The sequence below is a fragment of the Rhodanobacter sp. AS-Z3 genome, from assembly GCF_029224025.1.
Classification (GTDB): Bacteria; Pseudomonadota; Gammaproteobacteria; order Xanthomonadales; family Rhodanobacteraceae; genus Rhodanobacter.
This window is the reverse complement of record NZ_CP119392.1, coordinates 2,071,277-2,086,159: the sequence shown is the minus strand read 5'-3', so window position 1 is coordinate 2,086,159 and position 14,883 is coordinate 2,071,277. Positions and strand designations below refer to the sequence as shown.

The window sequence follows — 14,883 nt, the reverse complement described above, 5'->3', positions numbered from 1 at the left end:
CTTCGCCGCAACATGAATGAAGCTTGTACAACCTTTGCCGCATGGGCTATGTTGGCCCGCCATTGCCCACCCATTTCACTCATCCGACACAGAGCGGACACGGGCAAAATCACCTGAGGGGACGTTGATGATAAAAGGTCTATTTGCCACTCACTCGATCGAGGCCATGCCTCACGTCGACGCAGGCGAACCTGTCGAGGGGAGCGCAGAGGGCGAGGTCACGCTGAAGCGTGTACTGACCGCTCGACACCTGATCATGCTCGGCATCGGCGCGGTGATTGGTGCAGGTATCTTTGCGATCACCGGCACCGCCGCTGCACAGTTCGCCGGCCCCGCGCTGATCCTCAGTTTCCTGATTGCCGCTTTCGCCTGCGGTCTCGCCGGCATGTGCTATGCGGAGTTCGCTGCCATGTTGCCGGTCTCCGGCAGCGCCTATTCCTATTCGTACGCCACACTCGGCGAAGTCGTGGCCTGGTTTGTCGGCTGGGCGTTGGTACTCGAATACCTGTTCGCCGCATCCACCGTGGCGGTGGCATGGTCTGGCTACTTCGGCGAGATGCTGCGCATGCTCACCTCGGCGACAGGGGTGAACTTCAACTTGCCGGCGGCGCTAGCTTCGGCCCCACTGACGTTCGCCGAAGGCGGTCACACGCTGGTCTTCACCGGAGCGTTGATCAACCTGCCCGCCATCCTCATCGTGGCGGCAATCAGCTGGCTTTGCTATGTCGGCATCACCCAGTCGGCCACCGTCAATGCGATCATCGTGGCGATCAAGGTGACGGTGATCGTGCTGTTCCTGATCGTGATGTTCAATTACGTCCACCCGGAACTCTGGCATCCCTTCATTCCCGCCAATGAGGGTGGCTCGAAGTTCGGCTGGAGCGGTATTTACCGTGGCGCAACGCTGGTGTTCTTTGCCTACATCGGCTTCGATGCCGTCTCCACCGCGGCGGGCGAAGCGAAGAATCCGCAGCGCGACATGCCAATCGGTATTCTCGGCTCCTTGTTGATCTGCACCGTGCTGTATATCGCCATGGCGGCCGTGATGACCGGCACCACGCCGTTCCGCATGCTCAATACACCTGAGCCAGTTGCCACAGCAATCAATTACGTACTCGGCACCGTCGCTGCCGGCAGTGGCTCCATCTATCTGCTGAACGCCCTGAAGATCCTGGTGGTGTTCGCCGCGCTGGCGGGCCTGAGCTCGGTGGTACTGGTGATGCTGATGGGCCAGCCGCGCATCTTCTACTCGATGGCCCGCGATGGTCTGTTGCCACAGGCACTGGGACGGCTGCATCCCAAACATCGCACCCCTTACGTCGGCACCATTCTGGTAGGCGTCATCGCCTGTGTCCTTGCCGGCCTGTTCCCGGTGGACGTGCTGGGTGACCTGGTCTCAATGGGCACCCTGCTGGCCTTTGCCACCGTGTGCATAGGCGTGCTGGTGTTGCGCCGTACACGACCGGAGTTGCCCCGCGCCTTCCGCGTGCCGTTGGTATGGCTGGTCTGCCCGCTCGGCGCGGCCGCTTGTCTGTTCCTGTTCTGGCAGGCCTTTGTGGTGCGCTGGCCGCTGCTGGTCAGCTGGATCGTGATCGGCTTCCTGATCTACGGCTTCTACGGCTACCGTCACAGCAAGCTGAGAAAGACCGCCCAGTGACAATCGGCGGCCGGCGCCAAAAGCGCCGGCCGTCATGTTTGCAAGGCTCCTTCGACGGAGTCTGACACCCGCCTTCAAAGACCACGCCCATGCTCAAGCAGTTGCTCGCCCGCAAGACCGACTTCACCAATGACGACCACGGTCACGGTCCAAGCCTGCGCCGCACGCTGGGACCTTGGGGCATCACTGCCCTGGGTATCGGCGCGGTCATCGGCACCGGCATCTTCGTGGTCACTGGCACGGCCGCCGCCGAACATGCCGGTCCTGCAGTACTGATTTCCTTTGTCATCGCGGCCATCTGCAGTGGATTTGCAGCGCTGTGCTATGCCGAGTTCGCCACGCTGATCCCGATCTCGGGCAGTTCCTATTCATACGCTTATGCTTCGCTGGGCGAGTTCGCGGCGTGGTTCATCGGCTGGAACATGGTCGCCGAATACGGCATCTCGGCCTCGGCTGTCGCCGCCAGCTGGACCGGCTATTTCACCAGCCTGCTCGACCATATGGGCATGCACCTGCCGATCGCGCTCACCGAAGCGCCGCTGGCCTTTACCGATGGTCACCTGGTTGCCACCGGACATCTGTTCAACCTGCCTGCCGTCGGCATCGTGCTGGCACTGACCTGGCTTTGCTACATCGGTATCCGCGAATCGTCAGGGCTCAACGCGCTGATGGTGCTGGTCAAGGTTGGCCTGATCATCATCGTGGTGGTTGCCGGCTACCGCTATGTGAACCCGGAAAACTGGCACCCGTTCATCCCGGAGCCGCAGGGTGATGGCAGGTACGGCTGGCCCGGCATCATGCGCGGCGCCGCGATGGTGTTCTTTGCCTATATCGGCTTCGAGGCCACCTCGACAGCGGCACAGGAATGCAAGAACCCGCAGCGCGACTTGCCTTTCGGCATCATGGTCTCGTTGGTAATTTGCACCGTGCTTTACCTGGCCATGGCCGCCGTACTGACCGGCCTTGTGCCGTATACGATGCTGGATACGGCCGAACCCGTGGTCACTGCCGTGGCTGCCATTCCCCAGCTCGGCTGGCTGCGCCTGGTCGTGGAGATCGGCGCAATGATCGGGCTGTCGTCGGTGATCCTGGTGATGATCATTGCGCAACCGCGCATTTTCATGATCATGGCGCGCGACGGCATGCTGCCGCAGGTGTTTGCCAAAGTGCATCCGCGCTACCGCACGCCGCACATCAACACGTTGATCACCGGCGCGATGATCGCCCTGCTCGCCGCCGTGTTCCCGCTCGACCTGCTCGCAAATCTCACCTCGATGGGTACCTTGATCGCCTTCTCGGCGGTGTGCGGCGGCGTGCTGATTTTGCGGCACACCTTGCCTGATTTGCCGCGTACGTTCCGCGTGCCGTGGGTGTGGTTCACCTGTCTGGCCGGCGTGGGCAGCTGTTTTGCCCTGCTCTTCAGTCTGGACTGGTTCAACTGGGCCATCCTGGGTATCTGGACGCTGCTGGGCTTTGCCATCTACTTTCTGTACAGCCGCAAGCACAGTGTGCTGGCACGGACTGCCGGCGCATCTGACCCGCGTTGATAACACCGGTTAAATTCGTCGAAATCATCTTATTTTCTTCGAAATGCGGCCAAAATACTGCTTTGTAGAAATTGGGCTATCATTGCCAAGTTTCAGATATTTTCTTAGAAATTGTATTGTAAATCATTGTTTTTAATTGGTTTAACGATAATTTTTCAAGAGAAATCACCGCACTGGCCGCCCATTCGCCAAAGTCGGGAGTATCATCGCCAGTCCGCGGGTTGATCACTTGGCAGTGGGCCCCGGATCGCGGCTCGGCTTGTCAGGTGGGTAGCTCCTCAGCCTGATATGTCCGGGCCGCACTTTTGTCCGGAGGTTGCTGCTGGCGTATACGCACCATGCAAACGCCAATAAAAAAGGCCGGCGAAAGCCGGCCTTTTTTATTGCAGCAATAACGTGATTGCAGTCGCGAGCAATCAGGCCTTCTTCGTATGCGAGACGCACCACCCCTTCGCGTTCACCGACTTGCCCGGGAACAACTGGCACGGACCACGACCGGTGGGGCCGCCACTATAGAACTGGCAGTTGGTGCAGTCGTCGCCCTTCTTGTACTTCGCGTTGGTCGACTTGGTCGCATCCTCGACATACGCCAGCGCCTTCGCGGTGGGGTCAGCATCGGTCACCGCCGGCAGATCAGCCGCACGCGCGAAGCGTGGCAGGCTACCGACCACCATGGCCGCCGCTGCCGTACCGGCAGCGACCTTGAGGAATCGGCGACGCGATTCGGTATCTTGTTCTTTCGACATGGGCAAGCCTCCGTCGTAACTATCCGTTGCACCCTGCCCCGGACTCGGACTGATGGTACCTGCGGTAGGAAAACATTTCCTGACTTGCGAGAATGGATCTCATTACAGTCGGGCCAACAATTGCCACGTGATATGATCAACATCCATTTGGACGTCCAAACCACATGACGCAGACTCTCCCCGCCACGATATCCGCCAGCCAGTTCGAACAGCGCGCCGACGCCATCATCGAAGCGGCGCGCGAACTGTCGGTGCTCGGATGGACACCTGCGACGAGCAGCAACTTCTCGATGCGCGTCGATGACGCCCATGCAGCCATCACCGTCTCGGGCAAGCACAAGGGCAGGCTCGGTCGCGACGACATCATGCTGATCGACCTGGACGGCCACGCCGTGGGCACGAATGCGCGCCCCAGCGCGGAGACCGCGCTGCACACCCAGATCTACCGCCGCTGGCCGGAAATGCAGGCGGTGTTGCATACCCATTCGCGCACGCAGAGCGTGGCCTCGCGCCTGTTCGCCAGTGACGGCGTGATCCGGCTGCAGGGTTGGGAGCTGCAGAAGGCAATTACCGGCTACCACAGCCACGACAGCCTGCTGGATATCCCGGTGTTCCCCAACACGCAGCACATGCCCGAACTGGTGGCGCAAGTCGATGCATGGCTGGACGCCGGCAAACCCCTGCATGCCTACCTGATCGACGGCCACGGTATCTATACCTGGGGCCGCGACATGGCCGAGACCCAGCGGCACCTGGAAGCCCTGGAGTTCCTGCTGGCTTGCGAACTCGACCTGAAACAGCTGAGGACATCATGAGCCGACTGCGCATCTTCGACGAAAGCCGTCCGCAAACTCCGCTGGCGGAGTTTGCGGAGCACGCCACGATCAGCGCCGAACTGGGCAAGCGAGGTGTGCGCTTCGAGCAATGGGCAGCAAACCAGCCCGTCGTTCCCGGCGCCAGCCAGGACGAAGTGATCGCCGCCTACCGCGCCGACATCGACCGCCTGATGGGCGAAGCGGGTTATCAGGCGGTCGACGTGATCAGCCTGACTCCCGACCACCCCGATCGCGCCACCTTGCGCCAGAAGTTCCTCAGCGAACATACCCACAGCGAAGACGAAGTACGCTTCTTCGTTGCCGGCTCCGGCCAGTTCACCCTGCACCTTGGCGACAAGGTCTACGACATTCTGTGCGAACAAGGCGACTTGATCGGCGTGCCGGATGGTACCCGCCACTGGTTCGACATGGGCGAAGCGCCCTATTTCGTGGCGATCCGCCTGTTCACCAACAAGGAAGGCTGGGTCGCGAATTTCACCGGTGACGAAATCGCCGGCCAGTTCCCGCGCATGCAGTCCTCGAAAAATGCGTAGCAGCCGCCTGGCGGGCGATGCTTTTCGCGAATCGCGATCAGCCACATCGCCCGCCGGCGGGCTCCTGCAACAGTTTGCCGTCCACCAGGTAGCCGCGTCATGATCGAAATTCGCGCCATCGTCACCGACATCGAAGGCACCACCAGCTCGATCGATTTTGTCCGCGACGTGCTATTCCCTTACGCCCGCAAACGCCTGCCAGCCTTCATCGAAACCCACAGCGACCGGCCCGAGGTGCAGCACTGGCTGCATGAGGCCGCCCGCGAAGAGGGGCTGATCGAAGCCAGTCGCCAGGACATCATCGAACTGCTGTTGAACGGGATCGACCTGGATCGCAAGTCCACTTCGCTGAAGGCACTGCAGGGGATGATCTGGAAGGACGGCTACGAGGCGGGTGACTATCGCGCGCACATGTATCCGGAAGTGGCCGCGAAGCTGCGCCAGTGGCGGGCGGACGGGCTGCGGCTGTATGTCTATTCCTCCGGCTCGGTGCCAGCGCAAAAACTGTTTTTCCGGCATAGCGACGCCGGTGATCTGAGCCCGTTGTTCGCCGGCTACTTCGATACCGAAACCGGCCCCAAGCGTGAAGCCGAGTCCTACCGGCGTATCGCCGAGGCCATCGGCGAACATCCGCAGCACCTGTTGTTCCTGTCCGACATCGTGGAAGAGCTCGATGCCGCTCAGACTGCCGGTTTCCACACCGGCTGGCTGGTGCGCGAACCGCAGCCGCTGCCGGTGTCACCGCGTCATCCGGTCCATCGCGATTTCGACGCGATCACTGTGTAACCGACAGCACCAGACCGCCATGCGCAACGCACTGACCCTCGCACTCGTCTTTGCCGCCGGCGTGCTGCTGAGCACGTGGTGGTCGGGTCAATCGGCCACGCTGCACGCGGTCCGCAGCGCCGTTCCGGCCGCAACCAGTGCGCCAGCGCAGTCCGGCACGGATGCAGACGCCCCGATCGACAACGGTGATCGCTGGCCCGACAAGGCACCGACACCCGAACAGGTTCTTTATGCGCAACCACGGTTGATGCGCCAGGCGCTGGACGAACTTGGCCCGCGTGTTCCCGGTAAACCCAACCTCTACTTGCTGGCCTTCGCCGGCGACGGTGGCGAAGATGTCTTCCGCAATGAAGCCGAATACGCCGCGCAATTGTTCAAGCAGCGCTTCGGTGCCAGCACCCACAGCCTGGTGCTGGAGAACAACCCGGCCAGCCTGACCACGCACCCGCTGGCCAGCTGGAGCAATCTGGACGCTGCACTCGATGGACTGAACAAGGCCATGCAGCCGGATGACATCCTGCTGCTCTACGTCAGCAGCCACGGCAGCGAAGACCACGAGCTGCTGGTCGACATGGACCCACTGCCGCTGGACCAGATCAGCGCCAGCGATCTTGCCGGCATCCTCGCGCTGCATCCATTCAAGTGGAAAGTCGTGGTGATAAACGCCTGCTACTCCGGCGGCTTCGTGCCGCCACTGCGCGGGCCGGGCACCCTGGTGCTCACCGCTGCACGCAGCGACCGCAGTTCATTCGGCTGCGGCAGCGATTCGGACATCACCTACTTTGGCAAGGCGTGGCTGGTCGATGCACTGAACCACAGCGACAATTTCGTCGACGCCTTCCATCTGGCCAGCAACGACATCGCAAGTTGGGAGCAGCAGGACAAACTGACGCCGTCGGTACCGCAAATCGATATCGGCAGCGGCATCCAGAATCAGTTGGCGCTGTGGCGCAAGGGCATCACGCCCGGGCCACCCGTACCTTTCCAACCGACACTGCCGACGCCAAGCAAACGCATGCCTTAGTCGGAAATCGGGCCGCCCCTCGGCCAGCGCCACGCATAAGCCACGATCAGCAGCGACAACACCACCTCGATCATGCCCAGCGTGATGTAGAACCACCAGGCGCCGGGCATGGTGACCAGCATGACCGCCGTATAGAACAAACCCAGCGCAATATTCAGCCAGCGGCACAGCCGTGGCGACACCACCAATGACAGAAACGCCATCAGCCCCGGCACCGCCAGCAGCAAGGCCGTACCGCTCAGCGAACCCTGGCTGACGGGCCCGACCGGCCCCGCGCCCGCCAGCATGCCTTGCAGCTGCCCCGGCACGTAAAGGCCAAAGTAGTCGCCGTAGATGTAGCAGAACATCAATGAGGCCCACAGCGCCGAAAGCTTGAAGCGCACGTGCAATTTGATGTCACTCAATGGCGCAACCTTCATAAGGTGTTCCCCGACTGGCGGTGCGCGTTGCCGGCACCAATGCCCATCACCAGCAGCCAGAGCATGATACCCACCTCACCCAACGCAGCCGGCAGATTCACGTAATTCGAGAACGCCATCTCGGCATAGCCGGGCACCAATAGCTGACCGAAGATGTCCACCATATAGCCCGCGCCGCCAAGCATCAGCAGCACACCCAGAATGCGCGGCAGCCTGCCGCAGCGAATCACCAGATAGCCGAACGGAAGCAACCAAAGCCCCCAGAACACGCTGGCCAGCAGAATTCCGTTGGCGTACGACTTCATTGATATCCGTGCCATCGCATGCGCGAGGTCGACGGGCAAGCCACCGGCGTCAGTCAACAGCAGCAGCGCATCCAGCCGGTGCGTCACCGCGACCAGCGCCATCGGCACACCGGCAAAGGCAAAGGCCACCATGGCAACTGCCGCTGCACGATGGACCGAGCCAAGCAGTCTGAACAGCAACAGCGGCACGGCAAGAAACGCAACCTGTTCGACAAGGAAAGCGGCAATCCCGGCGCGAAACAGGGTCTGGTGCGCCACGATATTGCCAAGCAACGCTTCCGGATTGCCGGGTGCAGCAATCTTTCCCGGCACATAGCCCTGGCTGAAAAAGCCGGCCACAACCACGATCAGGTAGACCAGCCCCGCCCAACGGGCGAGCCTGCTTTCATTCGTCATGCGAAACCCCCGCGATCCATCACGTTGCCTGGCAGGCATAGGCGGCCAGTGTCAGATCAAACGACAACAACCGTTCAGTGCCGGAAGTCATCTCCATTCTGTTTTGCCTGCCTGCATGTCAGGCGGGTTCCGACAAACCAGACCGGCCCAGCAGGTGAAACGCCGACCACGACAGCGCGCGGGATATTCGCTGCAAGCTAGAGCAGTGCGTCGCCGCCCCAGAGCGCTGCCGGGCTGATGCTCAAATCCAGTTCGTCGAGGTTGACCACCTCGCTCACCGCGTGCGCCTCGGACTCCACGCTGCGACGGATCGGCGTGCTGACCAGCAGACCATCCTGCGTCGTAATGGAAGAGACCCGTGGACGCTGCCCCGAAACACCACGATGGGTCACCACGCCAATGCTGCCATTGCGCAAGCGCACGCTGGTCCCTGGCGGATAGACACCCAGGGTCTTGATGAACAGCGCCGCGTACTGTTCGTCCGCCACCGCACCTTCATCGAGGAACAACCTGCGCAAGGCCTCGTTCGGTGCCATTGCGCTGCGATACATGCGACCGGAAACGCGCGCGCAATAAATGTCACCCAAGGCCACCAGTTGCGTCGGAACCGCGATGCTGGCGGCACTCTTGTGCGCCGGGTAGCCACTGCCATTGGGGCGCTCGTGGTGATCGCGCACGATCTCAAGCCACAGCGGATCGTTTACTCCGTACTCTTGCAGCAGGCCCGTGCCGTGCTCGCAGTGGATCTCCACCTGTTGGCGCAATTCGTCATTGAGCGTTCCCTTCAATGACACCAGCTGTTGCTGCAGGTCGAACATGCCGATGTTCATGGTCAACGCTGCCGACACGATCGAGGTCAATGTCGACGCATCCAGATGCATGGCCTTGCCGGTGATGTAGCTGGAGACCGCCACGTTCACCGCATGCCGCACACTGTAAGGCTCGTCGCGGCACAACAGGATCGACGCCAGCACCACATCGGCATTCATGCTGCATGCCTTGCACAACATGCTGCCGATGCGCCGCACCTCATCGGTGAAGTCGACGGGCTCCGGGTTCGACAGCAAAGCGTGCAAACGACGCCGTGCCTCCAATGCCAGACCTAACGGCGATACCTTGGACAGCGGTCGATCGCGGGGTATTTCCACCGGACCATCGGACTCGGCGCTCTTGACGTTTTCGACCAGCCTTTCGATCTGACCCAGACTGGTAATCACCTGCCCCTGTCGCAGCAACAGCACGCCTCTGGCATCGCGCGCATTGAATGGCAATGCGTCGCCCACCTTCAACTGCAATGGATGGATTACCCGATCTGCCACGCCCCCTCCACACCTGATCTGCAACCGTCGACGGAAGTATGCCCCAACTCGGCAGGTCGCTGATGGCAGTCAACCGCCGCTTCCAGCGGAAATGGGCTGGCTGGCATGACCCTCGGATGCGAAAGAAACTGCGCGACCCAAGGCATGCCTGCGAAACCGCCAAGGCGACTCCGGTGAAACAGGCCAGCCATACAGGCAGCCTTGCATCCTTTAGTGCGTGTGCTTCGTATCTTCGGTAGCCATCGTGATCGTCATGCGACTCGGCCCGCGGCGACCAGCCATTGAATGCCGTGCCTCAGTCTCAGCCAAGGAACCCCATGCCCTCGCAGAAAACCGTCAGCGCCCCACCTGCGTCCCGTCGCCCCCTGCTTGCCACGTTGTTGCTGCTGATCGGCAGCAGCCTGCTCAGCGGTTGCCAGGCGGTGCTGTTTCACAGTCTCAACGCGACCATCGGCAAGTCTGACGTGGTGGTGCAGCGCGACGTGATGTACGACCCGGCACACGAGCTGGCGCTGGATGTGTTTCGCCCCAGCGATGCGCGCAACGCGCCCGTGGTGGTGTTCTTCTTCGGTGGCAGCTGGAAGTCGGGCAAACGCCAGTGGTATCGCTGGGCTGGTGAGGCTTTGGCGAAGAGAGGCATGGTGGTGGTGATTCCCGACTATCGCCTGTGGCCGACGGTGAAGCTGGATGGGTTCATGCAGGATGCGGCTCACGCCGTGGCGTGGACGCATGCCCACGCCAGCGAATACGGTGGCAACCCGGATGACATGTTCGTAATGGGTCACTCGGCCGGCGCGCACATCGGCGCACTGTTGGCCACCGACGCACACTGGCTGAATGCCGTCGGCATGCAGCCGCGCCAGCTTGCCGGCTTCATCGGACTGGCCGGCCCCTACGATTTCCTGCCGCTGAAGGACCCCGACTTCATCGACATGTTCGGCAGCACGCACGAGGCTCAGTTGCAGTCGCAACCGGTGCATTTCGTCGATGGGGACGAACCGCCGATGTTGCTGCTGCAGGGAACCAGCGACAAGACCGTCTGGCCGCGCAACACCGAATCACTGACACGTGCGCTTCGCAAGGAAAACGAAACCGTGGTGGTCAAGCTCTATCCGGATATTGGCCACCTGGCAATCCTGTTCTCGATCTCGAAGCCGCTGCGCAGCAAGGCGCCGGTGATCGACGACACCATGCGCTTCATCCACGCGCATACGCGTGCGCTATCCACCGCGCTGCCCGTTGCGGCCAATTCACGGTAATCCTCGGTGAACCGGGGCGATGGCCTGACTGATCGCCTCGAACACCCAGCGGCGGAACCAGCTGTGCACACGGTCATCATCTTTCGAGGCATGCCAGTAGGCGAGGATCGGAAACGCCTTCAATCGGATCGGCAGCGGCTGCACGGCCATCGGTAGCAGCTTGGCCAGGTGATTGGCATACGAACGTGGCACCGTCAGCAGCATCTGCGTGGCAGCTGCGATCTGGCAAGCGGAAAAATAGTGCTGGCAGACCAGTTGCACCTGCCGAAACATGCCGTTCTGGCCGAGTACGAGGTCGAGTGCATTGGCCTCGCCCAGCGCCGATACGGCAACGTGCCGGGCAGCCATGTAGTCGCTCCGTCGCAGTTGCCTGGCGCATGGATGATCCGCCCGCATCACCACCACCAGTGATTCATCGAGCAGGCGTTGGCGGGAAATCTGTGCACTGGCACGCAGCGGCCGATCCACTACCAGATCCAGCGTCCCTGCGGCCAACTCGCGCTCCACGTCGTCGGCGGCAACGCGGCGACTGACCACGCGCAACTGCGGCGCATGTTGCTCGATCCGCGCCAGCAACGACGGTAACGCAATCGATTCCAGGATGTCGCGAAAGCCCACGGTCAACTCGATATCCAGTTGCGCCGGATCGAAATGCGGCTGCGCGTGCGCGCTGGCGTGCAGCCCCTTCAGGTGCAGCTGCACCGCCGGCATCATCGTGCGCACCTTCTCGGTCGGCAGCAGCCGGTTGCCCTGGCGCACGAACAGCGGATCACCCAACTGGTCACGCAAGCGCTGAAGCGCATGCGTCACGGCTGGCTGAGTCAGGTGCAGCACCCGCGCCGCGGCGCTGACGCCGCCTTGGCTATAGATAGCTTCGAGCACGCGGAACAGATTCAGGTCGATACGATTGTCAGCGCGTTCCATATCCAGTTCCCGACGGTGACTGTGCCGATGCCAGCGCAAACCATAGTCATCAATATTGCTAATGGGTAGTCATAAAGCATATTCATTTCACTCATTGCAAGGTCAAGGCGTAGGCTGGCGGCTAATCAGGAGAAACGCACGTGGACTTTGCCGCTTCGAAACGCATACAAGTTTGGATCGAGCGCCTCGACACCTTCATGCGCGACGAGGTCATCCCGGCCGAACCTGTCTACGCCGCGCAGCTCAGTGGCAGCAGTGATCATCGCCAATGGCGGCAGCCACCAGTGATGGAAAGCCTGAAGGCGAAAGCACGTGCCGGCGGGCTGTGGAATCTGTTCCTGCCCGATGCCGAACACGGTGCCGGCCTGAGCCACGTGGAGTACGCCGCGCTCGCCGAAATCATGGGCCACTCGTTCATCGCGCCCGAGGCATTCAACTGCAGCGCACCCGACAGCGGCAACATGGAAGTACTGCACCGCTATGGCACGCCGGAACAAAAGCAACGCTGGCTGCAACCGCTGCTGGACGGCGACATCCGCTCGGGCTTCGGCATGACCGAACCGGAGGTGGCGTCCTCCGACGCCACCAATATGCAGGCAACCGCAAGCATCGAAGGCGACCAGGTCGTGTTGAACGGTCGCAAGTGGTGGACCACCGGCGCCGGGCACCCGCATTGCCGCTTCGTGATCTTCATGGGGCTGAGCGCTCCGCAGGCGGAACCGCACCGTCGCCACAGCATGGTGATCTGCCCGCTCGATGCGGCCGGCGTGAAAATAGAACGCATGCTGCCGGTGTTTCATCATCTGCACGAACCCAGCGGGCACGGCGAGGTGAGCTTCACCGACGTGCGATTGCCGCTGGATAACGTGATTCTCGGTGCGGGCCGCGGCTTCGAAATCGCCCAAGGGCGACTCGGTCCCGGACGCGTGCATCACTGCATGCGCGCCATCGGGGCAGCCGAACGCGCACTGGCCATGCTTTGTGCGCGCGCGCGTTCACGCACCGCGTTCGGCAAGCCACTGGCCGAATTGGGCGGCAATCCAGACATCATCGCGAACCTGCGCATGGCGATCGAGCAGGCGCGTCTGCTGACCTTGAAAACCGCCTGGACGCTGGACACGCACGGCACCAAGGCGGCGCTCAGCCTGATCTCGCAGATCAAGGTGGTGGTGCCCGCGGTGGCTCAGCAGGCGGCCGATGCGGCGATCCAGATCCACGGCGGAGCCGGCCTGTCCGACGATTTCCCGCTGACCCAGTTGTATGCCTATGCCCGCGTGTTGCGCCTGGCCGATGGCCCGGACGAAGTGCATCGCGGCGTCATCGCGCGGCTGGAAATGAAAGCGCAAGCCGCACAGGAAGCCGCACGATGAGCACGGCCGTGGATCAGCCGCGTGCGGTGCGTGAGGAAGATGCGCTCGACCTGCAGCGCGTCGACAACTTCCTGCGACAGCACATCGCCGGCCTGGAAGGCACACCCACGCTCGCGCAGTTTCCCGGCGGCGCCTCCAACCTCACCTATCTGATCAGTTACGGCGAACGCGAACTGGTGCTGCGACGTCCACCGCCAGGCGCCAAGGCCAAATCTGCGCACGACATGTTGCGCGAGGCGCAGGTCATGGCTGCGCTGAAACCACACTACTCGTATGTGCCGGCTATTCTGGCAACGTGCGACGACAACTCGGTGATCGGCCATGACTTCTACGTGATGGAACGGCTGCGCGGCAGCATCCTGCGCCGCGATTTGCCGACCGAACTGGGTCTCGATGTGGAGGGTGTGCGCAAACTCTGCCAAGGCTTCGTCGACCGCTTGATCGAGCTGCACCGCGTGGACGCCACGTCGCCCGAACTGCAGCACCTCGGCAAGGGTGACGGCTATATCGCGCGGCAGGTCGCCGGCTGGAGCGACCGCTGGCAGAAGGCGGCCACCGACGACACCGACGCCTGTACTGATGTCGTCGCGTGGTTGATGGCGAAGCAACCTTTGCAGGACAACGCCAGCTGCGTGATCCACAACGACTACCGCTTCGATAATGTCGTACTCGACCCCGAGCATCCGCTGAACATCATCGGCGTGCTCGACTGGGAGATGGCCACCATCGGCGATCCACTGATGGACCTGGGCGGCTCGCTGGCCTACTGGGTACAGGCCGACGACGACGCCACCTTCCAGTCGTTCCGCCGCCAGCCCACGCATGTAGCCGGCATGCTGACGCGGCGCGAGGTGATCGATTATTACGGCGAGCACAGCGGCCTGCACGTGGAAAACTTCGACTTCTACGAAGCGTTCGGGTTGTTCCGGCTGATGGTGATCATCCAGCAGATCTACCGCCGCTACGTGCTGGGCCAGACCAGCAATCCACAGTTCGCCGGCTTCGGCCAGGCGGCCCGCTACATGGCTGGGCGCTGCCGCCGCATCATCGCCGGATCGAGCCTGTGAGCGAGCGCAGCCTGCTGCTGATACGCCATGGCCAGGCCAGTTTCGGTGCAGCCGATTACGATCGGCTATCTCCACTGGGTGAGGAACAATCACGACGGCTCGGCGCATGGCTGGCCGCCAGTGGATCACGGCCCGACCTGATCGCGATCGGTCCACGCGAGCGGCATCGACGGACGGCGGAACAATGTCTCGAAGCGGCCGGCGTTGACCTCCCACTGCTGGTGCTGGATGGACTGGATGAATTCGATCACCACGAATTGCTTGCACGCCATCGCCCCGACCTGGACGGACCCGATGCACTGCGCGCGGAGTTGAAGCAAGCGGCCGACCCACACCGCGCCTTCCAGCAAATGTTTGCCGATGCCGTCGCGCGCTGGGTGGACGGCGCGCACGATGCCGAATACCAGCTCACGTGGCCGCGCTTTCGCAGCAAGGTGCTGACCGCGTTGCAGACGCTGACCGAACAGCCGGCACGCACGATCTGGGCGTTCACCTCGGGTGGTCCGATCGCCGTGGTCGCCAATGCCTTGCTCGAAGCGCCGCCGGCGCAGACCTTCAAACTCAGCTGGTCACTGGTCAACACCAGCCTCACGCGGCTGCGGCTCGGTCGCCACGGCGCAACGCTGGTCACCTACAACGCGTGGCCGCACCTGGAACAAGCGCACGCAGATCATCTCGTCACGCTGCGCTGAGCC

Annotated in this window: 15 protein-coding genes; 10 read left to right on the top strand and 5 right to left on the bottom strand. The window is 62.2% G+C overall.

What is annotated here, in order from left to right:
• Positions 1-127 precede the first annotated feature (127 nt).
• Both PY254_RS09150 and PY254_RS09145 read left to right on the top strand, forming a co-directional pair.
• The gene (locus PY254_RS09150; RefSeq protein ID WP_281011754.1) at positions 128-1,657 is read left to right on the top strand and encodes an amino acid permease; all 1,530 of its coding nucleotides are present in this window, start codon (positions 128-130) and stop codon (positions 1,655-1,657) included.
• An 89-nt stretch (positions 1,658-1,746) separates the two neighbouring features.
• Positions 1,747-3,204 carry an amino acid permease gene (locus PY254_RS09145; RefSeq protein WP_281011753.1) on the top strand — a complete coding sequence of 486 codons (1,458 nt, stop codon included), beginning with the start codon at positions 1,747-1,749 and terminating at the stop codon, positions 3,202-3,204.
• A 416-nt stretch (positions 3,205-3,620) separates the two neighbouring features.
• Here the strand turns inward: PY254_RS09145 and PY254_RS09140 are convergent, their stop codons facing one another.
• Positions 3,621-3,950: a high-potential iron-sulfur protein gene (locus PY254_RS09140; protein ID WP_281011752.1), complete on the bottom strand. Its 330-nt coding sequence runs from the start codon at positions 3,948-3,950 to the stop codon at positions 3,621-3,623.
• 164 nt (positions 3,951-4,114) lie between these two features.
• Between PY254_RS09140 and PY254_RS09135 the strand changes: the two genes are divergently transcribed.
• The 4 genes from PY254_RS09135 to PY254_RS09120 all read left to right on the top strand — a co-directional run bounded on the left by PY254_RS09135 (position 4,115) and on the right by PY254_RS09120 (position 7,129).
• Entirely contained in the window at positions 4,115-4,765 is a 651-nt protein-coding gene (locus tag PY254_RS09135; RefSeq protein WP_281011751.1) for a methylthioribulose 1-phosphate dehydratase, read from the top strand.
• A complete protein-coding gene (locus PY254_RS09130; protein WP_281011750.1) occupies positions 4,762-5,319 on the top strand; it encodes a 1,2-dihydroxy-3-keto-5-methylthiopentene dioxygenase in 558 nt (185 codons plus the stop codon). Before PY254_RS09135 ends, PY254_RS09130 begins: the two co-directional genes overlap by 4 nt.
• 99 nt (positions 5,320-5,418) lie before the next feature.
• Positions 5,419-6,105 carry an acireductone synthase gene (mtnC, locus tag PY254_RS09125; RefSeq protein WP_281011749.1) on the top strand — a complete coding sequence of 229 codons (687 nt, stop codon included), beginning with the start codon at positions 5,419-5,421 and terminating at the stop codon, positions 6,103-6,105.
• Between the two features lie 19 nt (positions 6,106-6,124).
• Positions 6,125-7,129, top strand: coding sequence for a C13 family peptidase (locus PY254_RS09120; protein ID WP_281011748.1), 1,005 nt, complete (start codon positions 6,125-6,127; stop codon positions 7,127-7,129).
• On the opposite strand, the gene PY254_RS09115 is transcribed toward PY254_RS09120, so the two are convergent.
• The 3 genes from PY254_RS09115 to PY254_RS09105 all read right to left on the bottom strand — a co-directional run bounded on the left by PY254_RS09115 (position 7,126) and on the right by PY254_RS09105 (position 9,568).
• The gene (locus tag PY254_RS09115; RefSeq protein ID WP_281011747.1) at positions 7,126-7,548 is read right to left on the bottom strand and encodes a DUF6326 family protein; all 423 of its coding nucleotides are present in this window, start codon (positions 7,546-7,548) and stop codon (positions 7,126-7,128) included. The genes PY254_RS09120 and PY254_RS09115 overlap by 4 nt on opposite strands.
• Positions 7,545-8,249 (bottom strand): DUF4386 domain-containing protein, encoded by a 705-nt coding sequence (locus PY254_RS09110; RefSeq protein ID WP_281011746.1) that lies wholly within the window; start codon positions 8,247-8,249, stop codon positions 7,545-7,547. Before PY254_RS09110 ends, PY254_RS09115 begins: the two co-directional genes overlap by 4 nt.
• Positions 8,250-8,446: 197 nt before the next feature.
• A complete protein-coding gene (locus tag PY254_RS09105) occupies positions 8,447-9,568 on the bottom strand; it encodes an HD-GYP domain-containing protein (RefSeq protein ID WP_281011745.1) in 1,122 nt (373 codons plus the stop codon).
• A 317-nt stretch (positions 9,569-9,885) separates the two neighbouring features.
• On the opposite strand from PY254_RS09105, the gene PY254_RS09100 reads away from it, so the two are divergent.
• Positions 9,886-10,827 (top strand): alpha/beta hydrolase, encoded by a 942-nt coding sequence (locus PY254_RS09100; protein ID WP_281011744.1) that lies wholly within the window; start codon positions 9,886-9,888, stop codon positions 10,825-10,827.
• On the opposite strand, the gene PY254_RS09095 is transcribed toward PY254_RS09100, so the two are convergent.
• Positions 10,819-11,751, bottom strand: a complete 933-nt coding sequence (locus tag PY254_RS09095) for a LysR family transcriptional regulator (RefSeq protein ID WP_281011743.1) — start codon at positions 11,749-11,751, stop codon at positions 10,819-10,821. The two genes, PY254_RS09100 and PY254_RS09095, sit on opposite strands and share 9 nt — an antisense overlap.
• 140 nt (positions 11,752-11,891) lie before the next feature.
• Here PY254_RS09095 and PY254_RS09090 point away from each other — a divergent pair, with 140 nt between their 5' ends.
• The 3 genes from PY254_RS09090 to PY254_RS09080 are packed head-to-tail and all read left to right on the top strand — an operon-like array spanning position 11,892 to position 14,880.
• Positions 11,892-13,121, top strand: coding sequence for an acyl-CoA dehydrogenase family protein (locus tag PY254_RS09090; RefSeq protein ID WP_281011742.1), 1,230 nt, complete (start codon positions 11,892-11,894; stop codon positions 13,119-13,121).
• Positions 13,118-14,188 carry a phosphotransferase family protein gene (locus PY254_RS09085; RefSeq protein WP_281011741.1) on the top strand — a complete coding sequence of 357 codons (1,071 nt, stop codon included), beginning with the start codon at positions 13,118-13,120 and terminating at the stop codon, positions 14,186-14,188. Before PY254_RS09090 ends, PY254_RS09085 begins: the two co-directional genes overlap by 4 nt.
• Positions 14,185-14,880, top strand: a complete 696-nt coding sequence (locus PY254_RS09080) for a histidine phosphatase family protein (RefSeq protein WP_281011740.1) — start codon at positions 14,185-14,187, stop codon at positions 14,878-14,880. Before PY254_RS09085 ends, PY254_RS09080 begins: the two co-directional genes overlap by 4 nt.
• The last annotated feature ends 3 nt before the right edge of the window (positions 14,881-14,883 follow it).

Excerpts from the sequence above, each read along its gene's own strand:
- PY254_RS09150 (WP_281011754.1), top strand. The coding sequence starts at position 128 with ATGATAAAAGGTCTATTTGCCACTCACTCGATCGAGGCCATGCCTCAC.
- PY254_RS09145 (WP_281011753.1), top strand. The coding sequence starts at position 1,747 with ATGCTCAAGCAGTTGCTCGCCCGCAAGACCGACTTCACCAATGACGAC.
- PY254_RS09140 (WP_281011752.1), bottom strand. The coding sequence starts at position 3,950 with ATGTCGAAAGAACAAGATACCGAATCGCGTCGCCGATTCCTCAAGGTC.
- PY254_RS09135 (WP_281011751.1), top strand. The coding sequence starts at position 4,115 with ATGACGCAGACTCTCCCCGCCACGATATCCGCCAGCCAGTTCGAACAG.
- PY254_RS09130 (WP_281011750.1), top strand. The coding sequence starts at position 4,762 with ATGAGCCGACTGCGCATCTTCGACGAAAGCCGTCCGCAAACTCCGCTG.
- mtnC (WP_281011749.1), top strand. The coding sequence starts at position 5,419 with ATGATCGAAATTCGCGCCATCGTCACCGACATCGAAGGCACCACCAGC.
- PY254_RS09120 (WP_281011748.1), top strand. The coding sequence starts at position 6,125 with ATGCGCAACGCACTGACCCTCGCACTCGTCTTTGCCGCCGGCGTGCTG.
- PY254_RS09115 (WP_281011747.1), bottom strand. The coding sequence starts at position 7,548 with ATGAAGGTTGCGCCATTGAGTGACATCAAATTGCACGTGCGCTTCAAG.
- PY254_RS09110 (WP_281011746.1), bottom strand. The coding sequence starts at position 8,249 with ATGACGAATGAAAGCAGGCTCGCCCGTTGGGCGGGGCTGGTCTACCTG.
- PY254_RS09100 (WP_281011744.1), top strand. The coding sequence starts at position 9,886 with ATGCCCTCGCAGAAAACCGTCAGCGCCCCACCTGCGTCCCGTCGCCCC.
- PY254_RS09095 (WP_281011743.1), bottom strand. The coding sequence starts at position 11,751 with ATGGAACGCGCTGACAATCGTATCGACCTGAATCTGTTCCGCGTGCTC.
- PY254_RS09085 (WP_281011741.1), top strand. The coding sequence starts at position 13,118 with ATGAGCACGGCCGTGGATCAGCCGCGTGCGGTGCGTGAGGAAGATGCG.